Below are 24,542 nucleotides of genomic sequence, written 5' to 3'. Positions count from 1 at the left end.
GAGCCGCGCGTGAGGCGGGGAGTGACTACCGGTGCGAGTGGTGCAGCGCGCGCCGCACCTTCGCGGCCACGCGCGCCTTCGGCGTCGGCTGCTCCGCCTGCTCCATCTCCATCGGGTGGTAGTCCGTCGGCTTGAGCTGCGCCGCGGTCACGCCGGCAGGGAGGTCCATGCCCACGTCGCCCGGCCGCTCGATGGTCGCCCACTTCGTCCTGACGATGCGCTTTTTCATGACCCCATGGTGCGCGCCCTAGGGCGAGCGGGTGCCGCGAAAGGCGGGGTCCGCGAGGAGGGGTTCTCCCCGGGGGGCTGCGCGGGAGCGCCGGGCGCGAACTGCTCGAAAGCCCAAAGGAAAAGGGGCTGCCGGTTTCCCGGCAGCCCCTCGAGCCTGCGAGCGTTCCCGCGGTCGTCACGAAGTAAACATCTCGTCGGACAGTGGCGAGGGAATCCCCGAAGAGCATCCGTTTCGCCCCGCCGAACGGTGAGCGATGGAGGCGCCCTGGTGGGCTTCGGCGCGCTCGCCACAGAAAGCGCGCCGATGGCAGCGAGCGCTCAACAGCTCATCCGACAGTGCGTTCAGATGTTTCGCGCAATCGAACGGACTCGACCCACGATCCAGATGCCAATCGTGAAGGTTGCCGTGGCCGCTGCGATGTAGCCCAGTACTTGGACGCCGCGAGATCCGTACGCCGCGATGAAAGCCACGAAGCTGAACGGCGCGAACAGACTGAACCAAAGCCCCGCCCATGGAACCCACATCAACGCGCCGACGATGACGTCGTAGACGCCGCAGAGCACGACGATGCGACCTCGAGGGGGTTGCCGCGTTGTTGCCAGTACTGCACAGCCAACGTGCATCAGTGCGCAGACGAGTGCCGGGCCAACGGATATCGATAGAACGCTTGCCGATCGCACGACGCCGAGGGCGTTTCGGTATCGCGGCAGGACGGTGAGCCCTATCCCAAGTAGCGCCGCACCCGCGCCAACCCACAATGGCGTGGCTGGGGTACACCTGAGTTTCATTTCCACGGCAGGACCAACGGATGTCGAGTCACGGCTAATGGACGAACCGAAGGACGAGCACGACAAGCAGGGCTAGAACCAGGGCGACAACCGGAAGCGCAAAGGTGATGATGAGCCAACCTTTCCACTCGGACTTGAACATCTTCTAAGCTCCGTGGGGGCCGGTACCACGGAGGCGTCGCGTCAGGTGGCAGACTTGCTCGGCAGTGGCGCAGCCGCTGAGCTTGCAGGTACGCGTACTCCCGGTGGCACAGACTCCCTGCGTCAAGAACAGCAGCTGTGCCGCCACCATCCCGGCGAGCATCGATGACCCCGGTGGTTCCAAGAGTGAGAGGCCAGGGGAATCCGGCCTTTCACTTCGCGTGCGCGCATCGTGATACACTCCCGTGAAACACAAGGACTCGGTCGGGTGCTCGTTCTCCGGGCGGCCCGAATCCCGACCAGTGGTCCACCGGAAGACCCGAATTGCCCGCGGCGCTGTATGCCGCATCGTGCAGCACACGAGCGGTGTCATGGGCTCGCGGCCGAACGCCACACCCGTCGCGTCGATCGCTCTGAGCGTAGGAGTACCTGCAGACCCTCGACCGACACGCCCGCGAACCCGGTAGACGTGACCGGCGAGGGGCGGAGACCGCGAGCAGCGCGAGCAGCGCGACCGCGCTCGCCTGGCGGCGCCAATGGAAATGCCAAAGAAAAAGGGCCGCCGGTCTCCCGGCGGCCCTTCGATTCCTGCGAGCGTTCCCGCGGTCCGCGCCGCCCTGAGGCGGGCGCGGGGCCGGCGGGAGGCGAGCTACATCATCCCGCCCATGCCGCCCATGCCGCCCATCCCGCCGCCGGCGGGGGCCGCGGCCTCCTCCTTCGGCTTCTCGGCGATGAGGGCCATGGTGGTGAGCATGAGGGACGCGACCGAGGCCGCGTTCTGGAGCGCCGAGCGCGAGACCTTGGTCGGGTCAATGACGCCGGCCTTCACGAGGTCCTCGTACTCGCCCGAGGCGGCGTTGAAGCCGAAGTTGGCCTCCTTCGCCTCCTTCACCTTGTTCACCACGATGGACGCCTCGTAGCCGCCGTTGCCGGCGATCTGGCGGAGCGGCTCCTCCACGGCGCGGCGGACGATGTCGAGGCCGAACTTCTCGCCCTCGCTCACCTTCATGCCCTCGAGCGCCTTCACGGCGCGCAGGTACGCCACGCCGCCGCCGGGGACGATGCCCTCCTCGACGGCCGCGCGGGTCGCGTGCAGCGCGTCCTCGACGCGGGCCTTCTTCTCCTTCATCTCCGTCTCGGTGGCCGCGCCGACGTTGATCACCGCGACGCCGCCGACGAGCTTCGCGAGCCGCTCCTGGAGCTTCTCGCGGTCGTAGTCGGAGGTGGTCTCCTCGATCTGGGCGCGGATCGTCTTCACGCGCGCCTCGATGTCGGCCTTCTGGCCGGCGCCGTCGACGATCGTGGTGTTGTCCTTGTCGATCGAGATGCGCTTCGCGCGGCCGAGGTCCTTCAGGGTGACCTGCTCGAGCTTGAGGCCGAGCTCCTCGGCGATCATGTGGCCGCCGGTGAGGATCGCGATGTCCTCGAGCATCGCCTTGCGGCGGTCGCCGAAGCCCGGCGCCTTCACCGCCGCGACGTGCAGCGTGCCGCGGAGCTTGTTCACGACGAGCGTCGCGAGCGCCTCACCCTCGACCTCCTCGGCCACGATGAGGAGCGGCTTGCCCGAGCGCGCGATCTGCTCGAGCAGCGGGAGCAGATCCTTCATGTTCGAGATCTTCTTCTCGTGGATGAGGATGTACGCGTCCTCGAGGTTCGCGACCATCCGCTCCGCGTCCGTCACGAAGTACGGCGAGAGGTAGCCGCGGTCGAACTGCATGCCCTCGACCACGTCGAGCGTCGTCTCGAGGCCCTTCGCCTCCTCGACGGTGATGACGCCCTCCTTGCCCACCTTCTCCATGGCCTCGGCGATGATGTTGCCGATGGTCGTGTCGCCGTTCGCGGAGATGATGCCGACCTGGGCGATCTCCTTCTGGTCCTTCGTCGGCTTGGAGAGCTTCTTCAGCTCGCCCACGATGATCTCGACGGCCTTGTCGATGCCGCGCTTGATGTCCATCGGGTTGTGCCCGGCCGCGACGAGCTTCGAGCCCTCGCGGTAGAGCGCCTGGGCGAGCACGGTGGCGGTGGTGGTGCCGTCGCCGGCGACGTCGGAGGTCTTCGACGCGACCTCCTTCACCATCTGCGCGCCCATGTTCTCGAACTTGTTCTCGAGCTCGATCTCCTTCGCGACCGTCACGCCGTCCTTCGTGATGGTCGGGGAGCCGAAGCTCTTCTCGATGACCACGTTCCGGCCCTTGGGCCCGAGCGTCACCTTCACGGCGTCGGCGAGCGTGTTGACCCCCTTGAGGATCGCGTCGCGCGCCTTCTGGTCGAAGCAGATTTCCTTGGCAGACATTCTGATGTGCTCCGTTTCTTGAGAGGGGAAGGCGGGCGACTAGCTCTCGATCACGCCGAGGATGTCGTCCTCGCGCATGATGAGGTGCTCCTCGCCGTCGATCTTGATCTCGGTGCCCGCGTACTTGGAGAAGAGGATGCGGTCGCCGGCCTTCACGTCGAGCGGACGGACCTTGCCGTCCTCCTGGACCTTGCCGTTGCCGACGGCGAGCACCTTGCCCTCGATCGGCTTCTCCTTCGCCGAGTCGGGGATGATGATGCCGCCCTTCGTCTTCTCCTCCTCCTGCACGCGCTTCACGATGATGCGGTCCTGCAGCGGGCGGATCTTCGTCATGGATGCCTCCGGTGTGATCCCGGCGCGCCGCGCCGGGACGATGAGCAGGTCGTTCACGCCGCTGGCACTCGACCCAACCGACTGCCAGCGGCGCGGCGGATCCTAATCACCGCCCCCGAGGTGTCAAGCGAGCACCGCGGATCGCGAAAGCCCCGAAAACGGGCGCCTTTTTTGCCCGCGGCTGGCAGTCGACCCGATCGAGTGCCGAGGCGGCGGCTGGCAGTCGCCCGGCCAGGCTGCTCGAGCTGGCGCGACGCGGCGTGGTCCCCGGGAAATCCGTCGCAAGTGCGGCAGCTTGCCGCAGGAGATCGCAGAGCGTACCGTTCTGGAAGGAGGTCGCTCTCCGCCGGTCGGGGAGGGCGCCTCGTGGAGGGGCGAGAGGAGGGCCCGGCAACCGTGAGCCAGTCGATCCTCGTCGGCAAGTCCGCGCAGGAATGGTTCCGCGAGCTCGTCGCGGACACGCTCTCGACCCGCAGGCTCAAGATCCAGGAGGCCACCGAGTTCTACCTCGTCGATCTCCTCACCCGGTTCCTCGAGACGGAGCGGCTCTTCGTGGAGGAAGCGGACGGGACCGTCCGCTCCGAGCCGCTCGCGCTCGTCCTGCTCCGCGCGCTGCAGGCCGACCGGCGCGCGCGCGCCGCGCACCTGCGCCGCCTCGGAGACACCGCGCTCTTCGTCTCGGGCTTCTTCGGCGACTCGCTCGCGCGCTCGCCGGTGGACGTCGACTACTACATCGCCATGGGCGAGCGGGCGTACTCCGCCCTCGCCGAGACCGAGCGCGGTCGGCCGGGGCTCGACGCGCTCTACGGCGAGCTCTCCGGGCGGTTCGAGCAGTTCGTGGATCTCTTCGCCGAGATCGCGGAGCTCTCGGACCTCCGCTCGAACCGCGGCCTCGTGCGGCTCTACGAGCGCTTCCTCCAGACGCGCTCCGAGCGCGTCGCGCAGCTGCTCCGCGAGCGAGGCGTCGCGCTCTTCGCCGGGCCGGGCGCACGGCGAGGCAAGGGGGAGCTGCCGCAGTGACGCGCGCGGCGCGCGGCCGGGCAGGGCGGACCCTCGCGTTCCTCCAGGGCGAGCTCGAGGCGATCTACGCGGTGGAGGCGCCGCGGGTCGCCGCGTTCCTCGTCGGGCGCGAGGCGGCGAGGGCGGCGGGGCGGGTACCGGAGGCGCCGGAGGAGCTGCTCGTCCTCGAGGAGGACGACGGGGTCGCGCTGGGGCTCTACCTCGACGACGCGGTGATGGAGACCGCCGCGGCGGCCGATCCGCACCACCGGCGCCCCCGCCTCGTCGCGCGCGCCGCGCTCGCGCGCGTCGCCTGCGCCGCCGAGGGCGTCTCGCACTTCGTCTACCTCGCCACCCGCGCCGCGGCCGGGCGACCGGTCTCGCTCCTCGAGCTCGAGGCGCAGGCGGAGGTGGACAAGTTCGCGGTCCTGCTCCTGCACCTGTGGCGGCGCGGGCTCCGCCGGACGAGCGGCGCGCTCCGCCGGCGCCTCTTCGAGCGCGTCCGGTACCACGCCCACCTCGGTCCCGAGGCGCTCGCGCGCTACCGCGAGGCGAACCGGCTGGGCGGCGGCTACGCGCGCTGGCTCGAGGGCCGGTTCGTCGAGGACGCCGACATCGAGGGGCTCCTCCGCGAGCTGCGCCAGAGCTACAGGCTCGGCGGGCGCGAGAAGCTCGATTACCTGGGCGCGCGGACGGCGCAGTGACGAGGGGGGCGGCGCGGCGAGACCCTCGCGCCACAGAAACGAACGGGGCGCGCCGGTGAGGCGCGCCCGCGGGGTGCGACGGCTTGCGATCGCCGCGACCTGCTCGCCCCGACTTGCGGAGGGCGAGCGGAGGCGACTAGCGCAGCGTGCGCGTCTGGCCGGCCGGGATCGTCGACTTCTCCTTGTCGAACTTGCCGGAGAGCGCGTCCTTCACCGAGCGGTCGAAGCGCACCTTGCCCGTCGCGATCTCGCGGAGCGCGAGCACGGGCGGCTTGTTCTTCGTCATGCCCTGGAGCGGCCGGGCGCCCGCCATCAGCTGACGGGTCCGCTTGGTCGCGAGGAGCACGAGCGCGAAGCGGTTGTCGACCATGGGGAGGCAGTCTTCGACGGTGACGCGGGCCATTAGCTCTTCCTTCTTTCCGTTACGGCGGAACGGCGGAAGATAAGAGGGTCTTCGGGTCGGGTCAACCTCCGTCGCGGCCCGCCCGGAGCCCGCGGCCTCCGGGGGTGCGGAAGCACGAGAGATATCGCACCCCGCCCCGGGCGGGCGAGCGGCCGCTCCTGCGCCCTGCCGGCCCTTTACCGGCGGGCGCTCCGCGGGCAAGCTCTCGCGCCCGGAGGTCCCCCATGCCGGTGGTCGTGCAGAAGTACGGCGGCTCGTCCGTCGCCGACGTCGAGAAGATGCGCAAGGTGGCCGCGAAGGTCGCCGCGACCCGGCGCGCGGGCAAGGACGTGTGCGTCGTCGTCTCCGCGATGGGCGACACGACCGACGAGCTCCTCGCGCTCGCGAAGCAGGTCTCGTCGGCGCCGCCCCGGCGCGAGCTCGACATGCTCCTCACCGCCGGCGAGCGCATCTCGATGGCGCTCCTCTCCATGGCGCTGCAGGACCAGGGCGTGGACGCCATCAGCTTCACCGGCAGCCAGTCCGGCATCCTCACCACCGACGCGCACGCCTCCGCGCGCATCGTCGAGGTGCGGCCCTACCGCGTGCAGGAGGAGCTCGCCCGCGGCAAGGTCGTCATCGTCGCCGGGTTCCAGGGCGTCTCCTCGCGCAAGGAGGTGACGACGCTCGGCCGCGGCGGTTCGGACACGACCGCGGTCGCGCTCGCGGCGGCGCTCGGCGGCGACTGCGAGATCTACTCGGACGTCGCGGGGGTGTTCTCCGCGGACCCGCGCGTCGTCCCCACCGCGCGGCGCCTCGACGCGCTCTCGTACGACGAGATGCAGGAGCTCGCGGCGGCCGGCGCGAAGGTGCTGAACGCGCAGGCGGTCGAGTTCGCGAAGGAGCGGGGCATCGCCATCCACGCCCGCTCGACGTTCGGCGGCGCGGAGGAGACGGTGGTTCGTGGCGGGACGCACCCGGAGCGGATCGCCGGCGTCGCGACGCAGAAGGAGCTCGCGCTCCTCGGCCTGCCCGCCGCTGCGCTCCCCGCCGTGCTGGAGCGGCTCGAGGGCCGCGGGGCCGTCGCCGCGGAGATCGCGATGCCGGGCGCGCGCGCCGGGCTCGTCCTCGCGCTCGAGAACGTGCACGACTGGGAGCTGCTCGCGCGCGCGCTCCGCGCCGACGTGCCCGGGATCGACATCGCGGACGAGGGGCTCGGCGCGGTCTCGGTGGTGGGCACCGGACTCTCCGCCGGGCATCGCGTGCTGCGCGAGGTCACCGGCGTGCTCGACGGCCTCGGCGCGCCCGCCCGCGCGCTCTTCACCTCCGCGCTGCGCGTGACGGCCTACTGCGACGCGCGCGCGCTGCCGGACGCGGCGCGGGAGCTCCACCGGCGGCTCATCGGCTGAGCGCGGCCTCGCGCGGGCGCCGCGCGGCGGCTCCTCCGCCCCTCACGACCCCCAGAACCCGCCGCTCCCGGCGCCGTGCCGGTCCTTGCGGAGGTCGTGGCCGGGGTCGAGCTTCACGAAGCTGCACATCTCGTTGAGCCGCGAGTAGATGCGATCGCCCACCCGCTGGGCGAGCGTCATCGCCTCGGCGTCGCGCTGGAACTCGGGCGAGCGGGTGCGCACGACGCGCCCCGGCTCCTCGGCGGGGGCGCGCGCCTCGAGGAAGTAGTTCGTCGCGAACAGCGTCGCGAGGCCGGAGTTGAAGCGCCGGCTGATGAGCTCGTCCAGCATCGAGCGCTCCCACTCGGTGCCGCGCTCCTTGCCGAGCTCGTCGATGGCGAGCACCGGGACGGAGAGGAGCGGCCGCAGGATCTCCATGTGGCCGCGGTTCGCGTCGAAGCCGGAGCGGATGTCGGAGAGCAGCAGCATGAACTCGACGTACCGCCCGGCGACGCCCTTCTCGAGCGCGAGGTAGCGGAGCGTCGCGACGAGGAGGTGCGTCTTGCCCGCGCCCGGGCGACCGTAGAGGAGGTAGCCTTTCGTCGGCGCGTCCTTGCGGAACTTGCGCGCGAAGTCCTCGGCGACCGCCTTCGCCTTGGCGTGGTCCGGCGACCAGCTCTTGAACCCGTCGAACGAGGCCTTCGCGACGGCGGCGGGGATGCCGATCTGGTTGAACACCCCGATCCGCTCGTCCAGGTGCCGGCACGAACAGACCTGCGCGACCATCGACCCGCCCGACGGCACGAGGGTGTAGCCGGTCTCGCCGCAGCGAGGGCAGGCGGACTGGCACGTGCAGCGCCGGGCCCGCGCGGGCTGCCCGAGCACCTGCTCCACGACGTAGCCGCCGCCGCCGCAGTCGGAGCAGGAGGTCGTCCCGGGGTCTGGCATGGGGGCGGGAGTCTACACCGAACCGCGGAGGCACGTGACCCCCGCCGCCCGCGCCGCGTCGGAGACGTGGGCCCGGAGCGCGTCGCGATAGGCGGCGCGGCTCGCCGAACGCGTGCGCGGGCCGGCGAGCAGGCGCACGCGGGGCCCCAGGGCCGCGCGCACCGGCGGCTCGAGCGAGGTGAGCCAGGCGGAGAGGATGCGGGCGTCGGCTTCGGCCAGCGCGGCGTCGAGCCGCGCGAGCGGGGACGTCTCGCCGGCCGCCGCCAGGGCCAGGGCCGGCTCGAGCGCGCGCCACGCGGCGCGATAGCCCTCCCGCAGCGCGGGCGGCGCGGAACGTCCGGCCTCGGTGAGGAGCGTGCGCGCGGCGCGGAGGCGTGACGCGGCGACCGGCTCCTCTCCCGCCGGTCCCGGCGGCGCGTCGCCCACCCGGCCGCTGCGGTAGTCGCGCCACTCGTCGTCGACGGCGAGCCTGAGCGCCCGCAGCGAGCGAGGCGGCCGGGCGCCGCCCTCCTGCTGCTGCTCGAGCCCGCGGCGGATGCCCCGGCAGACGACGGCGACCGGGATGCCGCGCCGCTCCCACTCGCAGACGAGCTCCTCGTCGAGCGGCGACAGCATGAGCCCCGCGCCGCGCAGCCCGAGGAAGTACTCGGAGACCACGGCGGCGTAGTCGAGCGCGGAGGCGGGGAGGTCCGACACGGCGGAGCGGAGGATACGCGGCGGGTACGACGGGCGCGGCGTCCTCCCCGGCGCCGCCGCGCCGCTTCGGCGCCCGGCCGTGCGAACCGCGAGGTGCGACACGGGCCGCCGGCCCGCCGCCGAAATCACGCGCCGTAATAGCGCCCGTTCGCCTCCTCGCCGATGACGCCGAACTTCGCGCGCGAGGTGGCGAGCGGGTCCGAGCGCCAGGTGAAGCCGAGCGACGGCACCTCGACGCGCGCCTCCGCCTGCGCCGTGGCCTTCCAGCCCTTGAACCGGAACTGCTTCGCGGGGTCGTCGATGGTGACGGGCTCGTCGGTCGCCGTCCAGACGACGGTGACGTCGAGGCGCGCCCGGCGCGCGTCGGCGTCCGGCTCGGGCCAGCGCGGCTGGTCGATGACGGCGAGCCCGGTGAGCCGCAGGGTCGCCTTGCGCCCGTCCCCGGAGACGACGAGCGCGCCGGGCGGGACGTCCGCGATCCAGTAGAGCCCGTTCGGCCGGATGGCGGGATGGAAGTCGTGCACCTTGCTGGCGGGGGTCGCCGACCCCCGGAACAGCGTCAGTCAGAGGTGCGCGAAGAGGCCTCTGCGCTCGATCCGGGTCGTGGGCCAGTAGGTCGCGTCGATGAAGGAGAAGTCGGTGGAGGGGGCGCCCCACACGAGCGGGTTTCCTTGCCCGTCCTTGCCCGTGCCCTCGAAGTCGTTCGCGCGCGCGATGCGACCCTTGAAGTGGAAGATGTTCGACGGGTCCATCCCGGGACCGGGCGACTGGTTGTGGCTGCCGTTCTTGTCGAGCCACGGGATCGCCGACGGCTCGCTCGAGCCGCCCACCGGCGCGGCGAGCACGTCTCGGCCGCCGCGCGGCGCCGCCGCGCGCGCAGCACCCCCGAGTCCCCCGCCCACGCCCGCCACGCCGAGCGCGCCGAGCCCGGCCGTGAGGAGCCTGCGTCTCCCGAAGCCACCCGCAGCCCGCGAACGATCACGCATCGTCATCTCCGCATCTCCGCGCGGACACGTGCCCGCCGCGAAGGCCCTAGCTCCGGCGCGCGCCGCCCGCGCGCCGCCGGAGTGGTCGCCCGGAGGGCGTGGAGGTAACGAGGGGGCCCGTCCGGCGGTCAGCGACCCCGGAGCTCCCGCGCGACCTCTGCCGCCGTCGGCGGCCGGCGGCCGGGGTCCTTCTCGAGGAGGCGCTCCGCGAGCCGGGCGAGCCGCGGGTCGGCGCCGGGGTTCACGCAGAGCAGCGCGGGGGGGGCCGCGTGGAGGATCTCGCGCCAGAGCGCGACGGGATCGCTCGAGACGAACGGCGGGACACCCGCGAGCAGCTCGAACAGGATGACGCCGAGGCTGTAGAGGTCGCTGCGCGCGTCCACCGGCTCGCCCTGAGCCTGCTCGGGAGACATGTAGCGGTACGTGCCGACCACGCGGCCCACCGCGGTGAGCGCCTCCTCCGGGTCGGCCGCCGCGGTCTTCACGAGCCCGAAGTCCATGAGCCGGGCGACCCGCGCGTCGTCGATCATGACGTTCGTCGGCTTCAGGTCCCGGTGCACGAGCCCTTCTCCGTGCACGTACGCGAGGGCGTCCGCGACCTGCGCCAGGGCGGAGCGGAGCCGCTCCACGCGGCCCGGACGGTTGAGCGCGACGAGGAGCTCCGGCGAGGGGGGCGCGAGCCCGCACCCGCCGCTCGACGAGGGATCGGCCGGGTTGGGCCAATCCGTCTCCGTCGCGGGCTCGTCGAGCATGGCGGCCAGGGCGGCGCGCGCGTCGGGGAAGGGGCCGGAAGCGCCCGACTCGGTCTCGTCGTCGGATTCGGCGGCCGAGGCGGAGTCGCCGGGCGGCGCCGGAGTGGGGGGCGCGTCGAGGGCGGGGGAGAGGTACGCGCGCAGGTGGAGCCCCAGGACGAGCTCCATCGCGAGGTACGAGCACCCCTCGGAGAATCCCGCGTCGTACACCCGCACGACGTTCGGGTGATCGAGCGCGCGGAGCACCTCGTACTCGCGCGCGAGCCTCCGGGCCGCGGTCGGGTCGGCCGCGGCGGCGCCGCCGAGCACCTTGACCGCGGCGAGGTGACCGGTCCCGGTGTGCCGGCCGCGGTAGACCGTCCCGACCCCACCGCGCCCGATGACGGACAGGATCTCGTACGGGCCGACGCGGCGGGGGGGCACGGGAATCGAGCATACGCCAACCCTCGCGGAATGGGTCAAACCCGCGCCCTGACTGACGTTCGGGCTCGCGGCCGCCCGGCGACCCGTGCTATGAGCCGCGCGTGACCGGCGAGACCCCCGTCGAAGAGCTCGAGGCACGCGTGCGGGCGAGACCCGTGCCGCGCCACGTGGCCATCATCATGGACGGGAACGGGCGGTGGGCGGAGGCGCGGGGACTCCCGCGCGTGCTCGGCCACCGCGAGGGCTCCGAGTCGGTGCGGGCGGTGACGCGCGCCGCGCGGCGCATCGGCGTCGAGGCGCTCACCCTCTACGCCTTCAGCGCCGAGAACTGGGCGCGCCCGGACGAGGAGGTGGGGGCGCTCATGTCGCTGCTCGCCGAGTTCCTCGAGTCCGAGCGCGGCGAGATGATGGCGAACGGCATCCGGCTGAACGCCATCGGCGAGCTGGACCGTCTGCCCGACGTCGTGCGCGAGAAGCTCGCGGTGGTGCGCGCCGAGACCGCCAGCAACGCGGCGATGACCCTCACGCTCGCGCTCTCCTACGGCGGCCGGCAGGAGCTCGTGCAGGCCGCACGCCGGGCCGCGGCGGCGAAGGGCGCGGCGCTCGAGGCGGACGACATCGAGGCGGCGCTCTGGACCGCCGGCCTCCCGGAGCTCGATCTGCTCGTTCGCACGAGCGGGGAGCGGCGCATCTCGAACTTCCTCCTCTGGCAGTGCGCCTACGCGGAGCTCCACTTCTCGGACGTCCTCTGGCCGGACTTCCGCGATCGCGAGCTCTTCCGCGCCATCGAGGATTTCCAGGGGCGCGAGCGCCGCTTCGGGCTCACCGGCGCGCAGCTCGGCCCCCGCACCTAGCGAATGCCCGCGTTCGACCAGAAGAACCGGCAGAACCTCGTGCTCCGCGTCGCCTCGGCGGTGGTGCTGTTCCCGCTCGCGGTGTGGCTCACCTACGTCGGCGGCTTCCCGTTCGCGGTGCTGGCCGGCGCCGCCGCCGCCATCGCGGCGTACGAGCTCGTCGTGATGTTCGGCACCGTGGGCGCGACCGAGCTGTTCGGCGTCGCGATCGCGGGCGCGATCCCGTTCGTCGCCGCGTGGGAGCCGAGCGGCAACCTGCTGCCCGGGTGGTCGGGGCTCGCGCTCGCCGGCGCGACCGTCTCCCTGTTCGTGTTCTCCCTCTTCCGGCGCTCGCCGCTCGAGGAGATCCCGCGCGCGATCGCGATCGTCACGCTCTCCTGGCTCTACTGCGGCGTGCTCATCGCCTCGCTCGTCGGGCTCCGGCTCCGGTTCGACGTGGGCTGGGTGATCCTCGCGTTCGTGGTGACGTGGGGCAACGACACCTTCGCCTACTTCACCGGGCACGCGCTCGGCCGGCACAAGCTGCTCGAGCGGATCTCGCCCAAGAAGACGTGGGAGGGCTTCGCCGGCGGGGCGGTGGGCAGCGTCGTGGGCGCGCTCGTCACGCGCGCGCTCCTCCTGTCGGACGAGCTCCCGGTGGGGCTGGCGATCGCGGTGGGGATCGGCGGGGCGGTGCTCGGACCGCTCGGCGACCTGGCCGAGTCGATGGTGAAGCGCGCGGCGGGGGTGAAGGACTCCGGCAAGATCATCCCAGGCCACGGCGGGCTGCTCGACCGCATCGACGCGCTCCTGTTCGTCGCGCCGTGGGTGTACGTCTGCGCGGCGTACCTCCGGTAGGGCCGTCCGGTCGCGCCTCGCCTGCCCGTGATAGAGATTCGCCCCGTGAAGCGCGTCGCGATCCTCGGCTCCACCGGCTCCATCGGCGTGCAGGCGCTCGACGTCGTCGGCCGTTTCCCCGACCGCTTCCAGGTGGTCGGCCTCGCCGCGGGGCGCAACGCGGCCCGGCTCGCCGAGCAGGTCCGGCGCTTCCGCCCGCGGCTCGTGTCCGTCGCGGACGCGGCGGCCGCGCGCGAGGTGCGCGAGCTCGCGCCGCCCGGCACCGAGGTGCTCGTCGGCGAGGCGGGGGCGGTCGCGGTCGCCTCGCACCCGGACGTGGACTTCGTGCTCGCGGCGATCTCCGGCGGCGCGGGCCTCCGCTCCACCGCCGCGGCCATCGAGGCGGGGAAGCCGGTCGGCCTCGCGAACAAGGAGTCGCTCGTGCTCGCGGGCGAGCTGCTCACCGCGCGCGCCGCGGCGCGCGGCGTGCCCATCCTGCCGGTGGACTCCGAGCACAGCGCCATCTACCAGTCGCTCGCCGGCCACAACCGGCGCGAGGTGCGCCGCCTCATCCTCACCGCCTCGGGCGGTCCGCTCCGCCTGGTGCCCGCCGCCGAGCTCGCCGACGTGGGCCCGGAGCGCGCGCTCAAGCACCCGAACTGGTCGATGGGGGACAAGATCACCATCGACTCGGCGACCCTGATGAACAAGGGGCTCGAGGTGATCGAGGCGCGCTGGCTGTTCGGCGTGGAGCCGCGCCGCATCGACATCGTCGTTCACCCCGAGTCGATAGTGCACTCGATGGTGGAGTACATCGACGGCTCGATGGTCGCGCAGCTCGGCGTGTCGGACATGCGCGGCCCCATCAGCTACGCCATGGCCCACCCGGAGCGGCTGCCACTCGACCTCCCGCCGCTCGACCTCGCCCGCCTGGGCAAGCTGACCTTCGAGCAGCCCGACCCGGCGCGCTTCCCGGCGTTCATGCTCGCGTACCGCGCCCTCGAGCTGGGCGGCACCGCCCCCGCGGTGCTGTCCGGGGCGGACGAGGCTGCGGTCGCCGCGTTCCTCACCCGACGGTGCCGCTTTCCCGACATCGCCGACATCTGCGCCTCCGTCCTCGAGGCCCACGCCGTCGAGCCCGTCAGGAGCGTCGAGCAGGCGCTCGCCGCGAGCGACTGGGGGCGCCGCGAGGCGGAGAAGCGCGTCGCCCGCGCGGGGGGTTAGCCGTCTCCGCGCCCCCCGCCGCGCCTTCCTGGCTCCATCAAGGCGACCAAAGTTTCGGCACGGGTCCGGGCGAATCGCCCGGCCGCCCGGTACGATGGGAGTGACATGCCGGATCTCCTCCTCAAAGCTGGATCGATCGTCCTCCTGCTGGGCGGGCTCATCTTCGTCCACGAGCTGGGCCACTTCCTCGTGGCCAAGGCGCTCGGGGTGAAGGTCGTCCGCTTCTCCATCGGGTTCGGGACCCGCCTGTTCGGGTTCAGGCGCGGCGAGACCGAGTACCGCATCTCGCTCCTTCCGCTCGGCGGCTACGTGAAGATGGCGGGCGACGATCCGAGCGAGGAGCTCGCGCCGGAGGATCGCGGCCGCGGCTTCCTCGAGCAGCCGCCCTGGAAGCGGCTCCTCATCGCGTTCGCCGGGCCGGCGATGAACCTCGTCTTCCCCGGCCTCATCTACTTCGCCCTCATGATCGGGCAGAACGGCGAGCCCACCGCGGGCCCGGTGGTCGGCACCGTGGCCCCCGGCTCGCCCGCCGCGGAGGCAGGGCTGCGCGCCGGGGACCGGATCCTCTCCGTCCAGGCGCCCGGCACGGCGCCCGCGCCGGTGCGCTACTTCGGCGACCTGCGCGACCTCGTGTCGCCGCACGCGGGGGAGCCGCTCACGTTCCGCGTCGAGCGCGACGGAGCTCCCGTCGGGCCGGTCACCATCGTGCCCGCCGCGGACGAGGAGGCGAACCCCATCGAGACCACGCGCCGCGGGGTCATCGGCGTGACGGCGTTCTACGCCCCCGCGGTGGTGGCGCCCGCGACGGCCGGCGCCGCCGGCCCGCTCGAGCCGTTCGATCTGGTGGTCGCGGTGAACGGGACGAAGGTCCGCCACCTCGGCGAGCTCGAGCACGCGGTCCGCGACGCCGCGTGCAAGCCCGTGTCGCTCGAGGTCGTCCGCGAGCGGGCGGAGAAGCTCCCCGGGGCGACGCTCGCGTCCTTCGATCCGGTGAAGCTCGACGCGGTCCCCACCTGCGCCGGCGGCCGCCCGGCGTTCCTCCCCGCCGACCCGTCGCTCTCGACGTTCGTGGCGGCGGTGGTCCCCGGCAGCCCCGCCGACAAGGCCGGGCTGCGCCGCGGCGACGCCATCGCCGCGATCAACGGGAAGCCGGTGCGCTCGTTCATGCGCGACGTGAACGCGCTCGCCCGCGAGTTCCAGGTGGGCAAGCCGGTGGCGCTCACCCTCGCCGACGGCCGCACCCCCACGCTCGTCCCCGCGAAGGAGAGCTACGTCGACGAGCTCACGAAGGAGCGGAAGGAGCGGCTCGTGCTCGGGTTCCAGCCCGATCGCCGGGCGCTCGTGGACGCGCGCGCGCTCGTGGTGGACGAGGTCCCGCTCTCGCGCGGCCCCGTCGAGATGGCGGGGCTCGCGTGGCGCCAGCTCTCCGAGGTGGTGCGCCTCACCGTGCTCGGCATCCAGCGGATCGTCACCGGCCAGATCAGCTTCAAGACGGTGGGCGGGCCGATCATGCTGTTCTCCATCGCCTCCGAGGCGGCGCAGGAGGGCTGGGCGTCGTTCCTCTTCAAGATGGCCCTCATCAGCGTGAACCTCGGCCTCATGAACCTCCTGCCGATCCCGGTCCTCGACGGCGGGCACATCGCGCAGGCGCTCGTCGAGGCCGTCACGCGGCGGCCGCTGTCCCTCCGGGCGCGGGAGATCGCCAACATCGTGGGGATCGTCCTGCTCTTCACGCTCATGCTCTTCGTGTTCAAGAACGACATCGTGCGGCTCGTGGGGTAAGAAGCGCGGCATGCTCGTCGCCGCCCTCGACACCGCCACGCTCACGCTCTCCGTCGCGCTCGTGGACGTCCTCCCGGGCGCGGCGCCGCGCGTCCGCTGCGAGCGCACCGAGCACGCGCCGGCGCGCCCCGCCCCCGGCGCGACCGGCGGGCACGGCGGGCGGCTCCCCGGGGCGCTCGTCGCGCTCCTCGACGCGGAGGGGCTCCGCCTCGCCGACGTGGAGGGCTTCGCCATCGGCATCGGGCCGGGCTCGTTCACCGGGCTCCGCATCGGCCTCGCCACGTGGAAGGGGCTCGCCTACGCGAACCGCCGCCCGATCGCGGGCGTGTCGAGCCTCGCGGCGATGGCGCTCGCGGCGGAGGCGGACGCCCGCCCGGGCGAGGTGCTCGTGCCGCTCCTCGACGCGAAGAAGGGCGAGGTCTACGCGGGCTTCTACCGCGCGGCGGGCGGGGCGGTGGAGGCGGTGCTGCCCGAGGCGGCCCTTCCCCCGGCGGCGCTGCTCGAGCGCGTCGCGACGGTGCCCGGCGCCGCCGCGTTCGGCGAGGGCTACGCGGCGTACGCCGCCGCGCTCGAGGGGCACCTCGCGCGGCTCGAGACCGCGATCGCGGCGCCCACCGCCGCGGCGGTCGCCGCGCTCGCCGGACCGAGGCTCGCCGGCGCGAGCTTCGACCCGCAGGCGCTCTTCGCGCTCGAGCCGCACTACGTCCGCCCGAGCGAGGCGGAGCTGAAGTTTCCGAAGGGGCTCGGCCCCGGCGCGGATCGCTGACTCGGCGCACGATCCCGGCCTGCGGCGGGCGTCCTCGCTCCTTGCGCCTGCGGCGCGCGACCTATGGTGCGCCGGCGCGCCGAGCGCGGACGCCCCGACTCGGCTATCTTCCCACCTCCGCCCCAGACCGGTCCCGACAGGCCGCGAAGGCCAAACGCCCGACGCCCCCATGGAAGCCGCCGTCTTTCGCCCCGCGCTGCGCAACGTCCTCCTCTCCCTCGTCGCCGGCGCCGCCGGCGGCGTCGTCCTCGGCGTCGTCGCGGGTGCGCCGTTCCTGCTCTCGCTCGCGTTCGGGGCGGTCGCCGCCGCCCTCGCGCTCGCCTTCCGCCAGCTCACCGGCCTGCGCGTCGTCGCGACGGCCGGCGGCCTCGCGGTGAAGGGCCGCGACGCGGGGCTCTCGGCGCGCTGGGAGGAGCTGCGGCTCGGGTTCGGGAGGAGCCCGCGCCCCGACGGCTCCTGGCAGCCCTACGCCATCGTGGCGGACGCGCGCGGCCGCTCCTTCGCGTTCGCCGACCTCGCCGGCGCGCGCGGGTGCGAGGCGGTGCGCGGGCTCGACGGCGCCGACGTCGAGATCGAGGACCTGCGCGACGCCCCGCTCCTGCTCGCCCTCGTGGTCCAGCGCGCTCCGGCGTGGCACGTCCTGCCGCCGGCCCTGCTCGCTCCGCCCGTCGTCGAGGCGGCGCCCGCGCCCACCGGGGCGCCGGCCGCGGGAGAGCGGCGATCTCGGGTGGGCCTGCTCGGCCTCCTCGGCAAGCTGGGCGGGACGGTCGCCAAGGCCGCGAAGACCGCCAACCTCGGCTGGGCGGCCGCCTCTGCGGCGACCTACGGCGTCCTCTTCTCCTGGAAGTTCGCGGTGGCGCTCCTCGTCCAGCTCTTCGTCCACGAGTACGGCCACGTCCACGCGATGCGGAGGACCGGCATGAGCGTGCGCGGCATGTACTTCGTGCCGTTCCTCGGGGCGATCGCCGTCACCGACGACGCGTTCACCTCGCGCCGCCAGCAGGCGTACGTCGCGCTGAACGGGCCGCTGTGGGGCTCCCTGTTCGCCCTCCTCCCCGCCGCCCTCTGGCTCTGGACGCGCGATCCCATGTTCGCCGCCGTGGCCACCTGGTGGGCGGTGATCAACCTCTTCAACCTGCTCCCCATCGCCCCGCTCGACGGCGGGCGCGTCATGCAGGCCTTCGCGTTCTCGTTCTCCTCGACCCTCGGGGTCGCGCTCACGATCCTGGGCCTCGGCGCCGCGGTCGCGGTGGGGACGACGCTCGGCTACGAGCTCGTCTGGATCATCGCGCTCCTCGGCGCGCTCGAGCTCGTCGCGGAGGCGCAGGCGCGCGCGGGCGGGCGGGCGCTGCGGCTCCTGCCCGAGCGCGCGCGCTTCGGGCCCGCGCAGTTCCGCTACCTGCGCGCGGTGGCGGGGCCGCCGCTCGGCTCGCCGTCCGAGGCGTTCTTCGTGCGCGACCTCCAGCGGATGGAGCAGGCCGCGAAGGCCGCGCCGCTCCGGCCGCTCGAGATGGCGCTCTTCGGCGTCGGCTACGCCGCGCTCGCGGCGGGGCTGCTCGCCCTCGTGCACTTCATGTCGCACGTGCCGGGGGCGAACGTCGCCGCGCAGATCCTGTCCTGACCATGCACGTCTTCGTCACCGGCGCCACGGGGCTCATCGGGCGCGCCCTCTGCGGCGCGCTCCTCGAGGCCGGGCACGCGGTCACCGCGCTGTCCCGCAGCCGCGGCGCCGACCGGATCCTGCCGGCGGGTACGCGCGTCCTCACCGGCGATCCGGCGGAGGGAGGCGGCTGGGAGGAGGCGCTCGCGGCGTGCGACGCCTGCGTGAACCTCGCGGGCGAGCCCATCGTCGAGGGGCGCTGGACCGCCGCGAAGAAGCGGCGCATCCGCGAGAGCCGGGTGCGCGCGACGGAGCGCATCGCCGCCGTCGTGCGCGCGGGCGGGCCGCGGGTGCTCGTCTCCGGCAGCGCCGTCGGGTGGTACGGCTCGCGCGGGGACGAGCTCCTCGACGAGGGCTCTTCCGGCGGGGAGGGGTTCCTCGCCGACGTCTGCCGCGAGTGGGAGGCCGCCGCCACGCCGGCCGCGGCGCGGGCGCGCCTCGTGCTCCTGCGCACCGGGATCGTCCTCTCTCCCGCCGGCGGCGCGCTCCCGAAGCTCGTCCGGCCGTTCCGCCTCTTCGCGGGCGGGCCGCTCGGGAGGGGCGACTTCTGGATGCCCTGGATCCACCTCGCCGACGAGGTCGGGATCGTGCGCTTCGCGCTCGAGGACGCGCGCGTCGAGGGGCCGCTCGCGGCCTGCGCGCCCGAGCCGGTCCGCAACCGTGACCTCGCGCGCGCGATCGGCAAGGTGCTCGGACGCCCGAGCTTCCTCGCCGCGCCGGAGGTCGCCGTGCGGCTCGCGGTGGGCGAGGCCGCCGAGGCCGTCCTCGGGAGCCAGCGGGTGGTGCCGCGCAAGGCGCTCGAGCTCGGCTACCGCTTCCGCTTTCCGACCCTCGAGGCCGCGCTCAGGGAGCTGCTCGGGAGCTGAGGGCAGCCCCCTCGACCTCGACCTCACCGACGCCCGCCTCGACCGCATCCCGAACCTCGCGCCCAGGAGAACCGCCGTGCCCAAGCTCCCCATGACCCTCGCCCTCGTCGGCGCCACCGGCGAGGTCGGGCGCGCTGCGCTCGACGCGCTCGACCAGCTCGACCTCCCCGTGAAGGCGCTCCGCCCGTTCGCCTCGCCCCGCTCGGCGGGCGAGCTCGTCGAGTTCCAGGGCGACGACCTGCGCGTCGCACCGCTCGCGGACGGCGCGTTCCGCGGCTGCGACGTCGCGCTCTTCTGCGCCGGGGCCGAGGTCGCGCGCGAGTGGGCGCCGCGGGCGTGGGCGGAGGGCTGCGCCGTGGTGGACGTCTCGCCCGCGTTCCGCGCCGACGGCGAGGTGCCGCTCGTCGTCGCCGAGCTGAACGCCGAGGCGATCGCCGCCTTCCGCGCACGCGGCGTGGTGGCGACGCCCGGCCCGACCGCGACGGCCGTGGCGCTGGCGCTCGCGCCGCTCCGCGCCGCGGGGATCGAGCGGGTCGTCGTCTCGACGTACGAGCCGGCCTCCGGCGCCGGCCGCGCGGGCGTCGCAGAGCTCGAGCGCGAGGCGCGGGACCTGCTCGGCCTCAAGGAGCCGGACCCCGCGGCGCGCTTCCCGCACCGCCTCGCGTTCAACCTGATCCCGCAGGTGGGCGCCTTCGGCGAGGGCGGCGCGACCGACGAGGAGGAGGGGATCGTCCGCGACGCCCGCCGCGTCCTCGGCGCGCCCGAGCTGCGCCTGACCGCGACCGCGGTGCGGGTGCCGGTCTTCTACGGCGAGGCCGTCGCGGTGAACGTCACGACGCGCGAGAAGCTCGGGGTGAGCGAGGCGCGGGAGCTCTTGCGGGCCGCGCCGGGCGTGAAGGTCGTGGACACGCCGGGGGAGGGCATCTACCCGATGCCGATGCTCGCGGCGAACGAGGACGCCGTGCTGGTGGGCCGCCTGCGCGAGGACCGCTCGCAGGCGCGCGGGCTCGACCTGTTCCTGGTCGTCGAGAACACGCGCAAGGGCGCCGCCACGAACGCCCTGCAGATCGCGCGGGTCCTCGCCGAGCAGCACCTCTAGCCTCTGCCAAATTGTCAGCCCGCCCGCGCGGGCGCTGCCATTTTGGCGCCCCGCCGGCGCCCGCGCGGCTCGAGCGAGCCGGAAATCGCGAGGGAGTCGGGGGGGATCGTTCCCTTGCCCCCCTGGCGCTCCGGTTGCAGAATCGGCGCCCATCATGCGCCGAGCACTCCTCCTCGCAGCGCTGGCCTTGCCCGCGCTGGTCCGCGCCCAGACGGCGGGCACGGTCACGTTCACGCCCGACAACCTCCTCGGCTCCGCGGACTGCGATCCCGCGAGCACGACGACCGTGAGCCTCTCGTGGGCGGTGGCGGCCACCGGCGTCGCGGGCGGGACCTATCGCGTCTACGCGTCCTCGCGCGCGCCGACCTCCACGACCACGAACGCGGTCAAGCTCTGCGACACGAGCGACGTCCCGGCGGACAGCGTGCGCGCGGCCCAGATCGGCGAGGACATCAGCGCCACCGCCAACCCGCAGAGCGCCGACTTCCGGACCGCCGACTTCGTGCTCGCGACGGGCTACTCCTGCGCGGAGACGACGGCGCGCACGATCTACGTCTGCGTCCACTTCGTCCCCTCCGGCCAGACCGACGCGAGCGCCTCGGCGAACGGCTCGATGAAGCTCGACCTGAAGGCTCCCGCGAGCCCGGCCAACGTGACGGTCGAGCCGGGAGAGCAGGGGTTGCGCGTCTCGTGGGATCACGGCACGGGCGGCGCGGCCGACGCGAGCTACTTCAAGATCCACGCGGTGGCGACCGACGCGACGAAGGACGCCCGGGATCACTGGTCCGGGAAGATCCTCGACGAGACCGGCCGGGTCAGCGGCCGGATCGACGGGCTCACGAACCTCGTCGAGTACCAGGTGACCGTGGTTGCTTACTCCTCGGCGGACAACGCGAGCCAGCCGTCGGAGCCGAAGACCGGGACGCCGCAGCCGGTGGAGGACTTCTGGGAGTACTACCACTCGAGCGGCGGGCAGGAGCAGGGCGGCTGCGCGAGCGGCCCCGCCGGCGCGCTCGGCATCCTCGGCGCCGCGCTCGCGCTGGCGTTCCGGAGGCGCAAGTGAACGCGAAGCTCCTCCTCGCCCTCGCCCTCGCGGCGCTCGCGCTGCCCGCCGCCGCGCAGGACCGCTCCCCGAAGTGGGGCTCGTTCGAGATCGGCGCGGGCACCTACACGCCCGACCTCGACTCGGAGTTCGCGACCAGGCCAGGGCCGTACGAGCGGATCCTCGGCGGCGGAAGCGGCTGGATGTTCCGCCTCGGCGCCTCCAAGGCGATCTTCGCGAACGACCTCGGCGCGATCGAGGTCGGGCTGCGGACCGGGTACTTCCAGAAGAACGGCAAGGGGCTCATCGAGCAGGCGAACCCCGACGGCACCACGGTCCTCGTCCCGTCGCCGGACAAGACCACCCTCGCCATCGTCCCGACCAGCGCGACCGTGACGCTCCGCCTCGACTGGCTCGCCGAGCACTACCGCTTCGTGCCGCTGTCGTTCTACGGGCGCGCGGCCTTCGAGCGCTACAACTGGTGGGTGACGGGGGGCACCGGCGACTGGTCCAAGAAGGGTGCGACGAACGGCTGGTCCGTCACGGGCGGCGCCGCGCTGCTCCTCGACGCCTTCGACCCCGGGCTCGCGCGCGAGCTCGACAACGACACGGGCGTGAACCACACGTACCTGTTCTTCGACGTCACCCGCGCCCAGGTGGACGACTTCGGCAGCGGCAAGAGCTGGAACCTCTCGACCGACGGCGTCTCGCTGCAGGGCGGCCTGATGCTGGTGTTTTGAAGTTGAGCCTGCCCGGCGCAGGCAGGCCTCGTGCGCCGCACCTAGAGCTTCCGGTGCTTGAGCGCCGGCAGCTCCTGGCGCGCCTTCTCCAGCCGGTCCCGCCGGAACGGCGCGACGCACACGCCCTCGCCGTCCGGGCAGCGCGCGAGCACGACGCCCCAGGGGTCGACGATCATCGCGTTCCCGAAGGTCTGGCGGTTCGCCGAGTGGCGGCCCACCTGCGCCGGCGCGATGACGTAGGCGAGGTTCTCGATCGCGCGCGCGCGCACGAGCACCTCCCAGTGATCCTTGCCGGTGAAGAGCGTGAACGCCGCGGGGATGGTGATCACCTCCGCGCCGAGGCTCGCCAGCTTCCGGTACAGCTCCGGGAAGCGCAGGTCGTAGCAGATGGTGAGGCCGACCCGCCCGAGCGGCGTGGGCGCGATGACGACCTTGTCCCCCGGCACGACGCCCTCCGACTCGGCGTAGCGTGCGCCGTCGGGGATGTTCACGTCGAAGAGGTGGATCTTGCGGTACGCGGCGACGATCTGGCCGTCGTCGGCGATGAGCGCCGAGGTGTTCGCCGTGCGTCGCGGGTCGTCCACCTTCTCGGAGATGGAGCCGGCGACGACGAAGATCCCGCGCCGCCTGGCCAGCTCGCGGAGCGCGCCGAGCGTGGGCCCCTCCAGCGGCTCGGCGCCGGCGATCCGCCCCTCTTCGGGGCCCATGTAGGAGAAGTTCTCTGGCAGGGCGACGAGCCGCGCGCCCAGATCGGCCGCGTCCTCGACGAGACGCAGCGCCACCTCCAGGTTCCGCGCCCGGTCGGCGGTGGAGGTCATCTGGACCGCGCCCATGAGGTAAGCGGACGGCGCCATGTCGATGTCCTTACCATGTTCGAGGCGCGATGAACCGCTACTACACGACGTTCGAGGCCGCCCGCCTCCTCGGTGTCTCGCTGCCCACGGTGGTGAACTGGATCAAGGCGCGCCGGCTCAAGGCGCACCGCACTCCGGGTGGACACCGGCGCATCGCCCGCGAGGATCTCGCGACGTTCATGATCCGCCACGGCATGCCGCTGCCTGCGGATCTCGACGACGCGGCGCACGCCCGGCGCAAGGCGCTCGTCATCGCCGAGCCCGGGCCGGCGCGCGAGGGCGCGGCGCGGCAGCTCGCGGCGGCCGGCTACGCGGTGGACCAGGCGTCGCCGGGCTTCGCCGCCGGCGCGGCCGCGGCGCGGTTCACGCCGGACGTGTTCGTCATCCACGCGCCCGCGGCGGACGGCGGCGAGGTGCTGCGCTCCCTGCGCACCGATCGCGAGCTCGGCGCGACGCCGATCGTGGCGGTCGGGCACCCCGACTGGCTCGCGCCGCTGCGCGAGGCGGGCTGTGCCGAGGTCGTGGCTGCTCCGCCCGCGGACGGCGCGCTGGAGGGCGCCGTCGCGAGCGCGCTCGCGCCGGCGGGGAAGCGCGGCGCCGATGGCGGGCGCTCGCCCACCTCCACCCGCACCCGGCGCCCCCCGCGCCGCCCCCTCTCGGATTGATGCGCCGGAAGGGGGTCGCTATGCTCGATCCCGTTCCTGAAGCGCTCGCTCCCTCGCCTGCTCACGGTCATGAACGCCGCCGCGCGCCCCGCCCTCGTCGCCGCTGTGCTCGTCCTGGCGAGCACCGCGGGGACCGCGTTCGCCGCCTCCGGCCCGGGCGAAACGGCACCCCGCGCCGGGCAAGCGGAGGGCTCCGACGGCGGCGGGCGCCGCTGGGCCTCCGCGCGCGCCATCGCCTGCTACCTGGACGCACACCGGCGGCTGCGAGCCGGCGACGCGCAGGGGGCGGCCGACGCGCTGGCGCTCGCGGTCGCCTACGACGCGGCGAGCCCGGAGCTGCGCGTGTCGCTCGCCGGCGCCCTCTTCGAGCTCGAGCGGTTCGACGCGGCCGAGACCGAGGCGCGCGCGGCCGTCGAGCGCGCAGGGGACGCCGGCCGGGCCGCCTCCGAGGCGCACGTCCTCCTCGCGCGGCTCGCCGTGGAGCGCGACCGGCTCGAGGAGGCGACGCTCGCCCTGCGCCAGGCCATCCGCGTCGAGACTGGGCTCGCGGCGCGCGGCGAGCAGGTCGATCCGACGCCGTGGCGGGTCCTCTCCGATCTGTATCTCGACACCGGCGACGACGCGGCCGCCACCCGCACGCTCGAGGATCTCGCGGCGCGCGCGCCGGAGGAGGCGAGCGCGGGTTTCCGCGAGCTCGGCCGGACGCTGCTCGACCGGGACCAGGCGGGGCTCGCCGAGCGCCACCTCCGCCGTGCCGCGCAGCTCGAGCCGGGAGAGCTCGAGTCCCTCCGCCTGCTCGCGGCGGCGCACGACGCCCTCGGCCGCCCGGGCGAGGCGCGCGACGACCGGCTCGCGATCCTGAGCCGGGAGCCGGACGACGCCGCGACGCTCGCGGCGATGGGGAGGCTCGCGGCGCAGGCGGGAGAGCTCGCGCGGGCGCGCGAGTGGTTCGAGCGCTACGCCCGCGCCGCCGGCGAGGGCGGCACCTCCTGTCACGGCAGCCCGCCCGATACCGGAAAGCACACGTTCCACGTCGGCGGCTTGGGACTCCAGTGCGCCAACTGCCACGCGAGCGTGGTGGACGCGGCGAGGGCGATCACGGCCCCGGC

Annotated in this window: 26 protein-coding genes; 15 read left to right on the top strand and 11 right to left on the bottom strand. The window is 73.6% G+C overall.

What is annotated here, in order from left to right:
* Window positions 1-25: 25 nt before the first annotated feature.
* From MNZ29_RS12175 to groES, 4 genes are all read right to left on the bottom strand, one after another.
* Window positions 26-229, bottom strand: coding sequence for a hypothetical protein (locus MNZ29_RS12175; protein WP_242338551.1), 204 nt, complete (start codon window positions 227-229; stop codon window positions 26-28).
* A gap of 344 nt (window positions 230-573) precedes the next feature.
* The gene (locus MNZ29_RS12170) at window positions 574-795 is read right to left on the bottom strand and encodes a hypothetical protein (RefSeq protein WP_242355389.1); all 222 of its coding nucleotides are present in this window, start codon (window positions 793-795) and stop codon (window positions 574-576) included.
* A gap of 1,015 nt (window positions 796-1,810) precedes the next feature.
* Window positions 1,811-3,454 carry a chaperonin GroEL gene (groL, locus tag MNZ29_RS12165; RefSeq protein WP_242355386.1) on the bottom strand — a complete coding sequence of 548 codons (1,644 nt, stop codon included), beginning with the start codon at window positions 3,452-3,454 and terminating at the stop codon, window positions 1,811-1,813.
* Between the two features lie 39 nt (window positions 3,455-3,493).
* On the bottom strand, window positions 3,494-3,787 hold the full coding sequence (gene groES / locus MNZ29_RS12160) for a co-chaperone GroES (RefSeq protein WP_242338544.1): 294 nt from the start codon (window positions 3,785-3,787) through the stop codon (window positions 3,494-3,496).
* Window positions 3,788-4,183: 396 nt separating this feature from the next.
* Here groES and MNZ29_RS12155 point away from each other — a divergent pair, with 396 nt between their 5' ends.
* Window positions 4,184-4,807: a hypothetical protein gene (locus MNZ29_RS12155; RefSeq protein ID WP_242338542.1), complete on the top strand. Its 624-nt coding sequence runs from the start codon at window positions 4,184-4,186 to the stop codon at window positions 4,805-4,807.
* Entirely contained in the window at window positions 4,804-5,490 is a 687-nt protein-coding gene (locus MNZ29_RS12150) for a hypothetical protein (RefSeq protein WP_242338541.1), read from the top strand. The genes MNZ29_RS12155 and MNZ29_RS12150 overlap by 4 nt, the downstream gene beginning before the upstream one ends.
* 136 nt (window positions 5,491-5,626) lie before the next feature.
* Here MNZ29_RS12150 and rpoZ read toward each other — a convergent pair whose 3' ends face one another.
* The gene (gene rpoZ / locus MNZ29_RS12145; RefSeq protein WP_242338539.1) at window positions 5,627-5,893 is read right to left on the bottom strand and encodes a DNA-directed RNA polymerase subunit omega; all 267 of its coding nucleotides are present in this window, start codon (window positions 5,891-5,893) and stop codon (window positions 5,627-5,629) included.
* A 224-nt stretch (window positions 5,894-6,117) separates the two neighbouring features.
* Between rpoZ and MNZ29_RS12140 the strand changes: the two genes are divergently transcribed.
* The gene (locus MNZ29_RS12140) at window positions 6,118-7,281 is read left to right on the top strand and encodes an aspartate kinase (protein ID WP_242355384.1); all 1,164 of its coding nucleotides are present in this window, start codon (window positions 6,118-6,120) and stop codon (window positions 7,279-7,281) included.
* 42 nt (window positions 7,282-7,323) lie between these two features.
* Here MNZ29_RS12140 and MNZ29_RS12135 read toward each other — a convergent pair whose 3' ends face one another.
* From MNZ29_RS12135 to MNZ29_RS12115, 5 genes are all read right to left on the bottom strand, one after another.
* Window positions 7,324-8,208, bottom strand: coding sequence for an ATP-binding protein (locus MNZ29_RS12135; protein WP_242338534.1), 885 nt, complete (start codon window positions 8,206-8,208; stop codon window positions 7,324-7,326).
* A 12-nt stretch (window positions 8,209-8,220) separates the two neighbouring features.
* On the bottom strand, window positions 8,221-8,904 hold the full coding sequence (locus MNZ29_RS12130) for a hypothetical protein (RefSeq protein WP_242338533.1): 684 nt from the start codon (window positions 8,902-8,904) through the stop codon (window positions 8,221-8,223).
* 125 nt (window positions 8,905-9,029) lie between these two features.
* Entirely contained in the window at window positions 9,030-9,428 is a 399-nt protein-coding gene (locus tag MNZ29_RS12125) for a hypothetical protein (RefSeq protein WP_242338531.1), read from the bottom strand.
* 39 nt (window positions 9,429-9,467) lie between these two features.
* Entirely contained in the window at window positions 9,468-9,890 is a 423-nt protein-coding gene (locus MNZ29_RS12120; RefSeq protein ID WP_242338529.1) for a hypothetical protein, read from the bottom strand.
* A gap of 128 nt (window positions 9,891-10,018) precedes the next feature.
* Window positions 10,019-11,065, bottom strand: coding sequence for a serine/threonine-protein kinase (locus tag MNZ29_RS12115; RefSeq protein ID WP_242338527.1), 1,047 nt, complete (start codon window positions 11,063-11,065; stop codon window positions 10,019-10,021).
* A gap of 101 nt (window positions 11,066-11,166) precedes the next feature.
* On the opposite strand from MNZ29_RS12115, the gene uppS reads away from it, so the two are divergent.
* From uppS to MNZ29_RS12065, 10 genes are all read left to right on the top strand, one after another.
* Entirely contained in the window at window positions 11,167-11,919 is a 753-nt protein-coding gene (gene uppS / locus MNZ29_RS12110; RefSeq protein ID WP_308197062.1) for a polyprenyl diphosphate synthase, read from the top strand.
* 3 nt (window positions 11,920-11,922) lie between these two features.
* A complete protein-coding gene (locus MNZ29_RS12105; protein WP_242338525.1) occupies window positions 11,923-12,756 on the top strand; it encodes a phosphatidate cytidylyltransferase in 834 nt (277 codons plus the stop codon).
* Window positions 12,757-12,801: 45 nt separating this feature from the next.
* Window positions 12,802-13,959 carry a 1-deoxy-D-xylulose-5-phosphate reductoisomerase gene (locus MNZ29_RS12100; protein ID WP_242355382.1) on the top strand — a complete coding sequence of 386 codons (1,158 nt, stop codon included), beginning with the start codon at window positions 12,802-12,804 and terminating at the stop codon, window positions 13,957-13,959.
* A 105-nt stretch (window positions 13,960-14,064) separates the two neighbouring features.
* Window positions 14,065-15,741 (top strand): RIP metalloprotease RseP, encoded by a 1,677-nt coding sequence (gene rseP, locus MNZ29_RS12095; RefSeq protein WP_242338521.1) that lies wholly within the window; start codon window positions 14,065-14,067, stop codon window positions 15,739-15,741.
* A gap of 10 nt (window positions 15,742-15,751) precedes the next feature.
* The gene (tsaB, locus tag MNZ29_RS12090; protein ID WP_242338519.1) at window positions 15,752-16,507 is read left to right on the top strand and encodes a tRNA (adenosine(37)-N6)-threonylcarbamoyltransferase complex dimerization subunit type 1 TsaB; all 756 of its coding nucleotides are present in this window, start codon (window positions 15,752-15,754) and stop codon (window positions 16,505-16,507) included.
* A 169-nt stretch (window positions 16,508-16,676) separates the two neighbouring features.
* Window positions 16,677-18,128 carry a site-2 protease family protein gene (locus tag MNZ29_RS12085; RefSeq protein WP_242338517.1) on the top strand — a complete coding sequence of 484 codons (1,452 nt, stop codon included), beginning with the start codon at window positions 16,677-16,679 and terminating at the stop codon, window positions 18,126-18,128.
* 2 nt (window positions 18,129-18,130) lie between these two features.
* Entirely contained in the window at window positions 18,131-19,033 is a 903-nt protein-coding gene (locus MNZ29_RS12080) for a TIGR01777 family oxidoreductase (protein WP_242338515.1), read from the top strand.
* A 76-nt stretch (window positions 19,034-19,109) separates the two neighbouring features.
* On the top strand, window positions 19,110-20,132 hold the full coding sequence (locus MNZ29_RS12075) for an aspartate-semialdehyde dehydrogenase (protein ID WP_242338513.1): 1,023 nt from the start codon (window positions 19,110-19,112) through the stop codon (window positions 20,130-20,132).
* A gap of 154 nt (window positions 20,133-20,286) precedes the next feature.
* On the top strand, window positions 20,287-21,195 hold the full coding sequence (locus MNZ29_RS12070) for a fibronectin type III domain-containing protein (protein ID WP_242338511.1): 909 nt from the start codon (window positions 20,287-20,289) through the stop codon (window positions 21,193-21,195).
* Window positions 21,192-21,914, top strand: coding sequence for an MXAN_2562 family outer membrane beta-barrel protein (locus tag MNZ29_RS12065; RefSeq protein WP_242355380.1), 723 nt, complete (start codon window positions 21,192-21,194; stop codon window positions 21,912-21,914). The genes MNZ29_RS12070 and MNZ29_RS12065 overlap by 4 nt, the downstream gene beginning before the upstream one ends.
* A 41-nt stretch (window positions 21,915-21,955) precedes the next feature.
* Here MNZ29_RS12065 and MNZ29_RS12060 read toward each other — a convergent pair whose 3' ends face one another.
* Window positions 21,956-22,768, bottom strand: coding sequence for a carbon-nitrogen hydrolase family protein (locus MNZ29_RS12060; RefSeq protein ID WP_242338507.1), 813 nt, complete (start codon window positions 22,766-22,768; stop codon window positions 21,956-21,958).
* A 29-nt stretch (window positions 22,769-22,797) separates the two neighbouring features.
* On the opposite strand from MNZ29_RS12060, the gene MNZ29_RS12055 reads away from it, so the two are divergent.
* Both MNZ29_RS12055 and MNZ29_RS12050 read left to right on the top strand, forming a co-directional pair.
* Window positions 22,798-23,433 carry an excisionase family DNA-binding protein gene (locus tag MNZ29_RS12055; protein ID WP_242338506.1) on the top strand — a complete coding sequence of 212 codons (636 nt, stop codon included), beginning with the start codon at window positions 22,798-22,800 and terminating at the stop codon, window positions 23,431-23,433.
* Window positions 23,434-23,502: 69 nt separating this feature from the next.
* A partial coding sequence (locus MNZ29_RS12050; protein WP_374110805.1) for a tetratricopeptide repeat protein occupies window positions 23,503-24,542 on the top strand: 1,040 nt, incomplete at its 3' end.

The organism is Anaeromyxobacter sp. SG64, from assembly GCF_022690745.1.
Classification (GTDB): Bacteria; Myxococcota; Myxococcia; order Myxococcales; family Anaeromyxobacteraceae; genus Anaeromyxobacter; species Anaeromyxobacter soli.
Note: the sequence above shows the minus strand (reverse complement) of the source record. Positions and strands in the feature narration are given on the sequence as shown.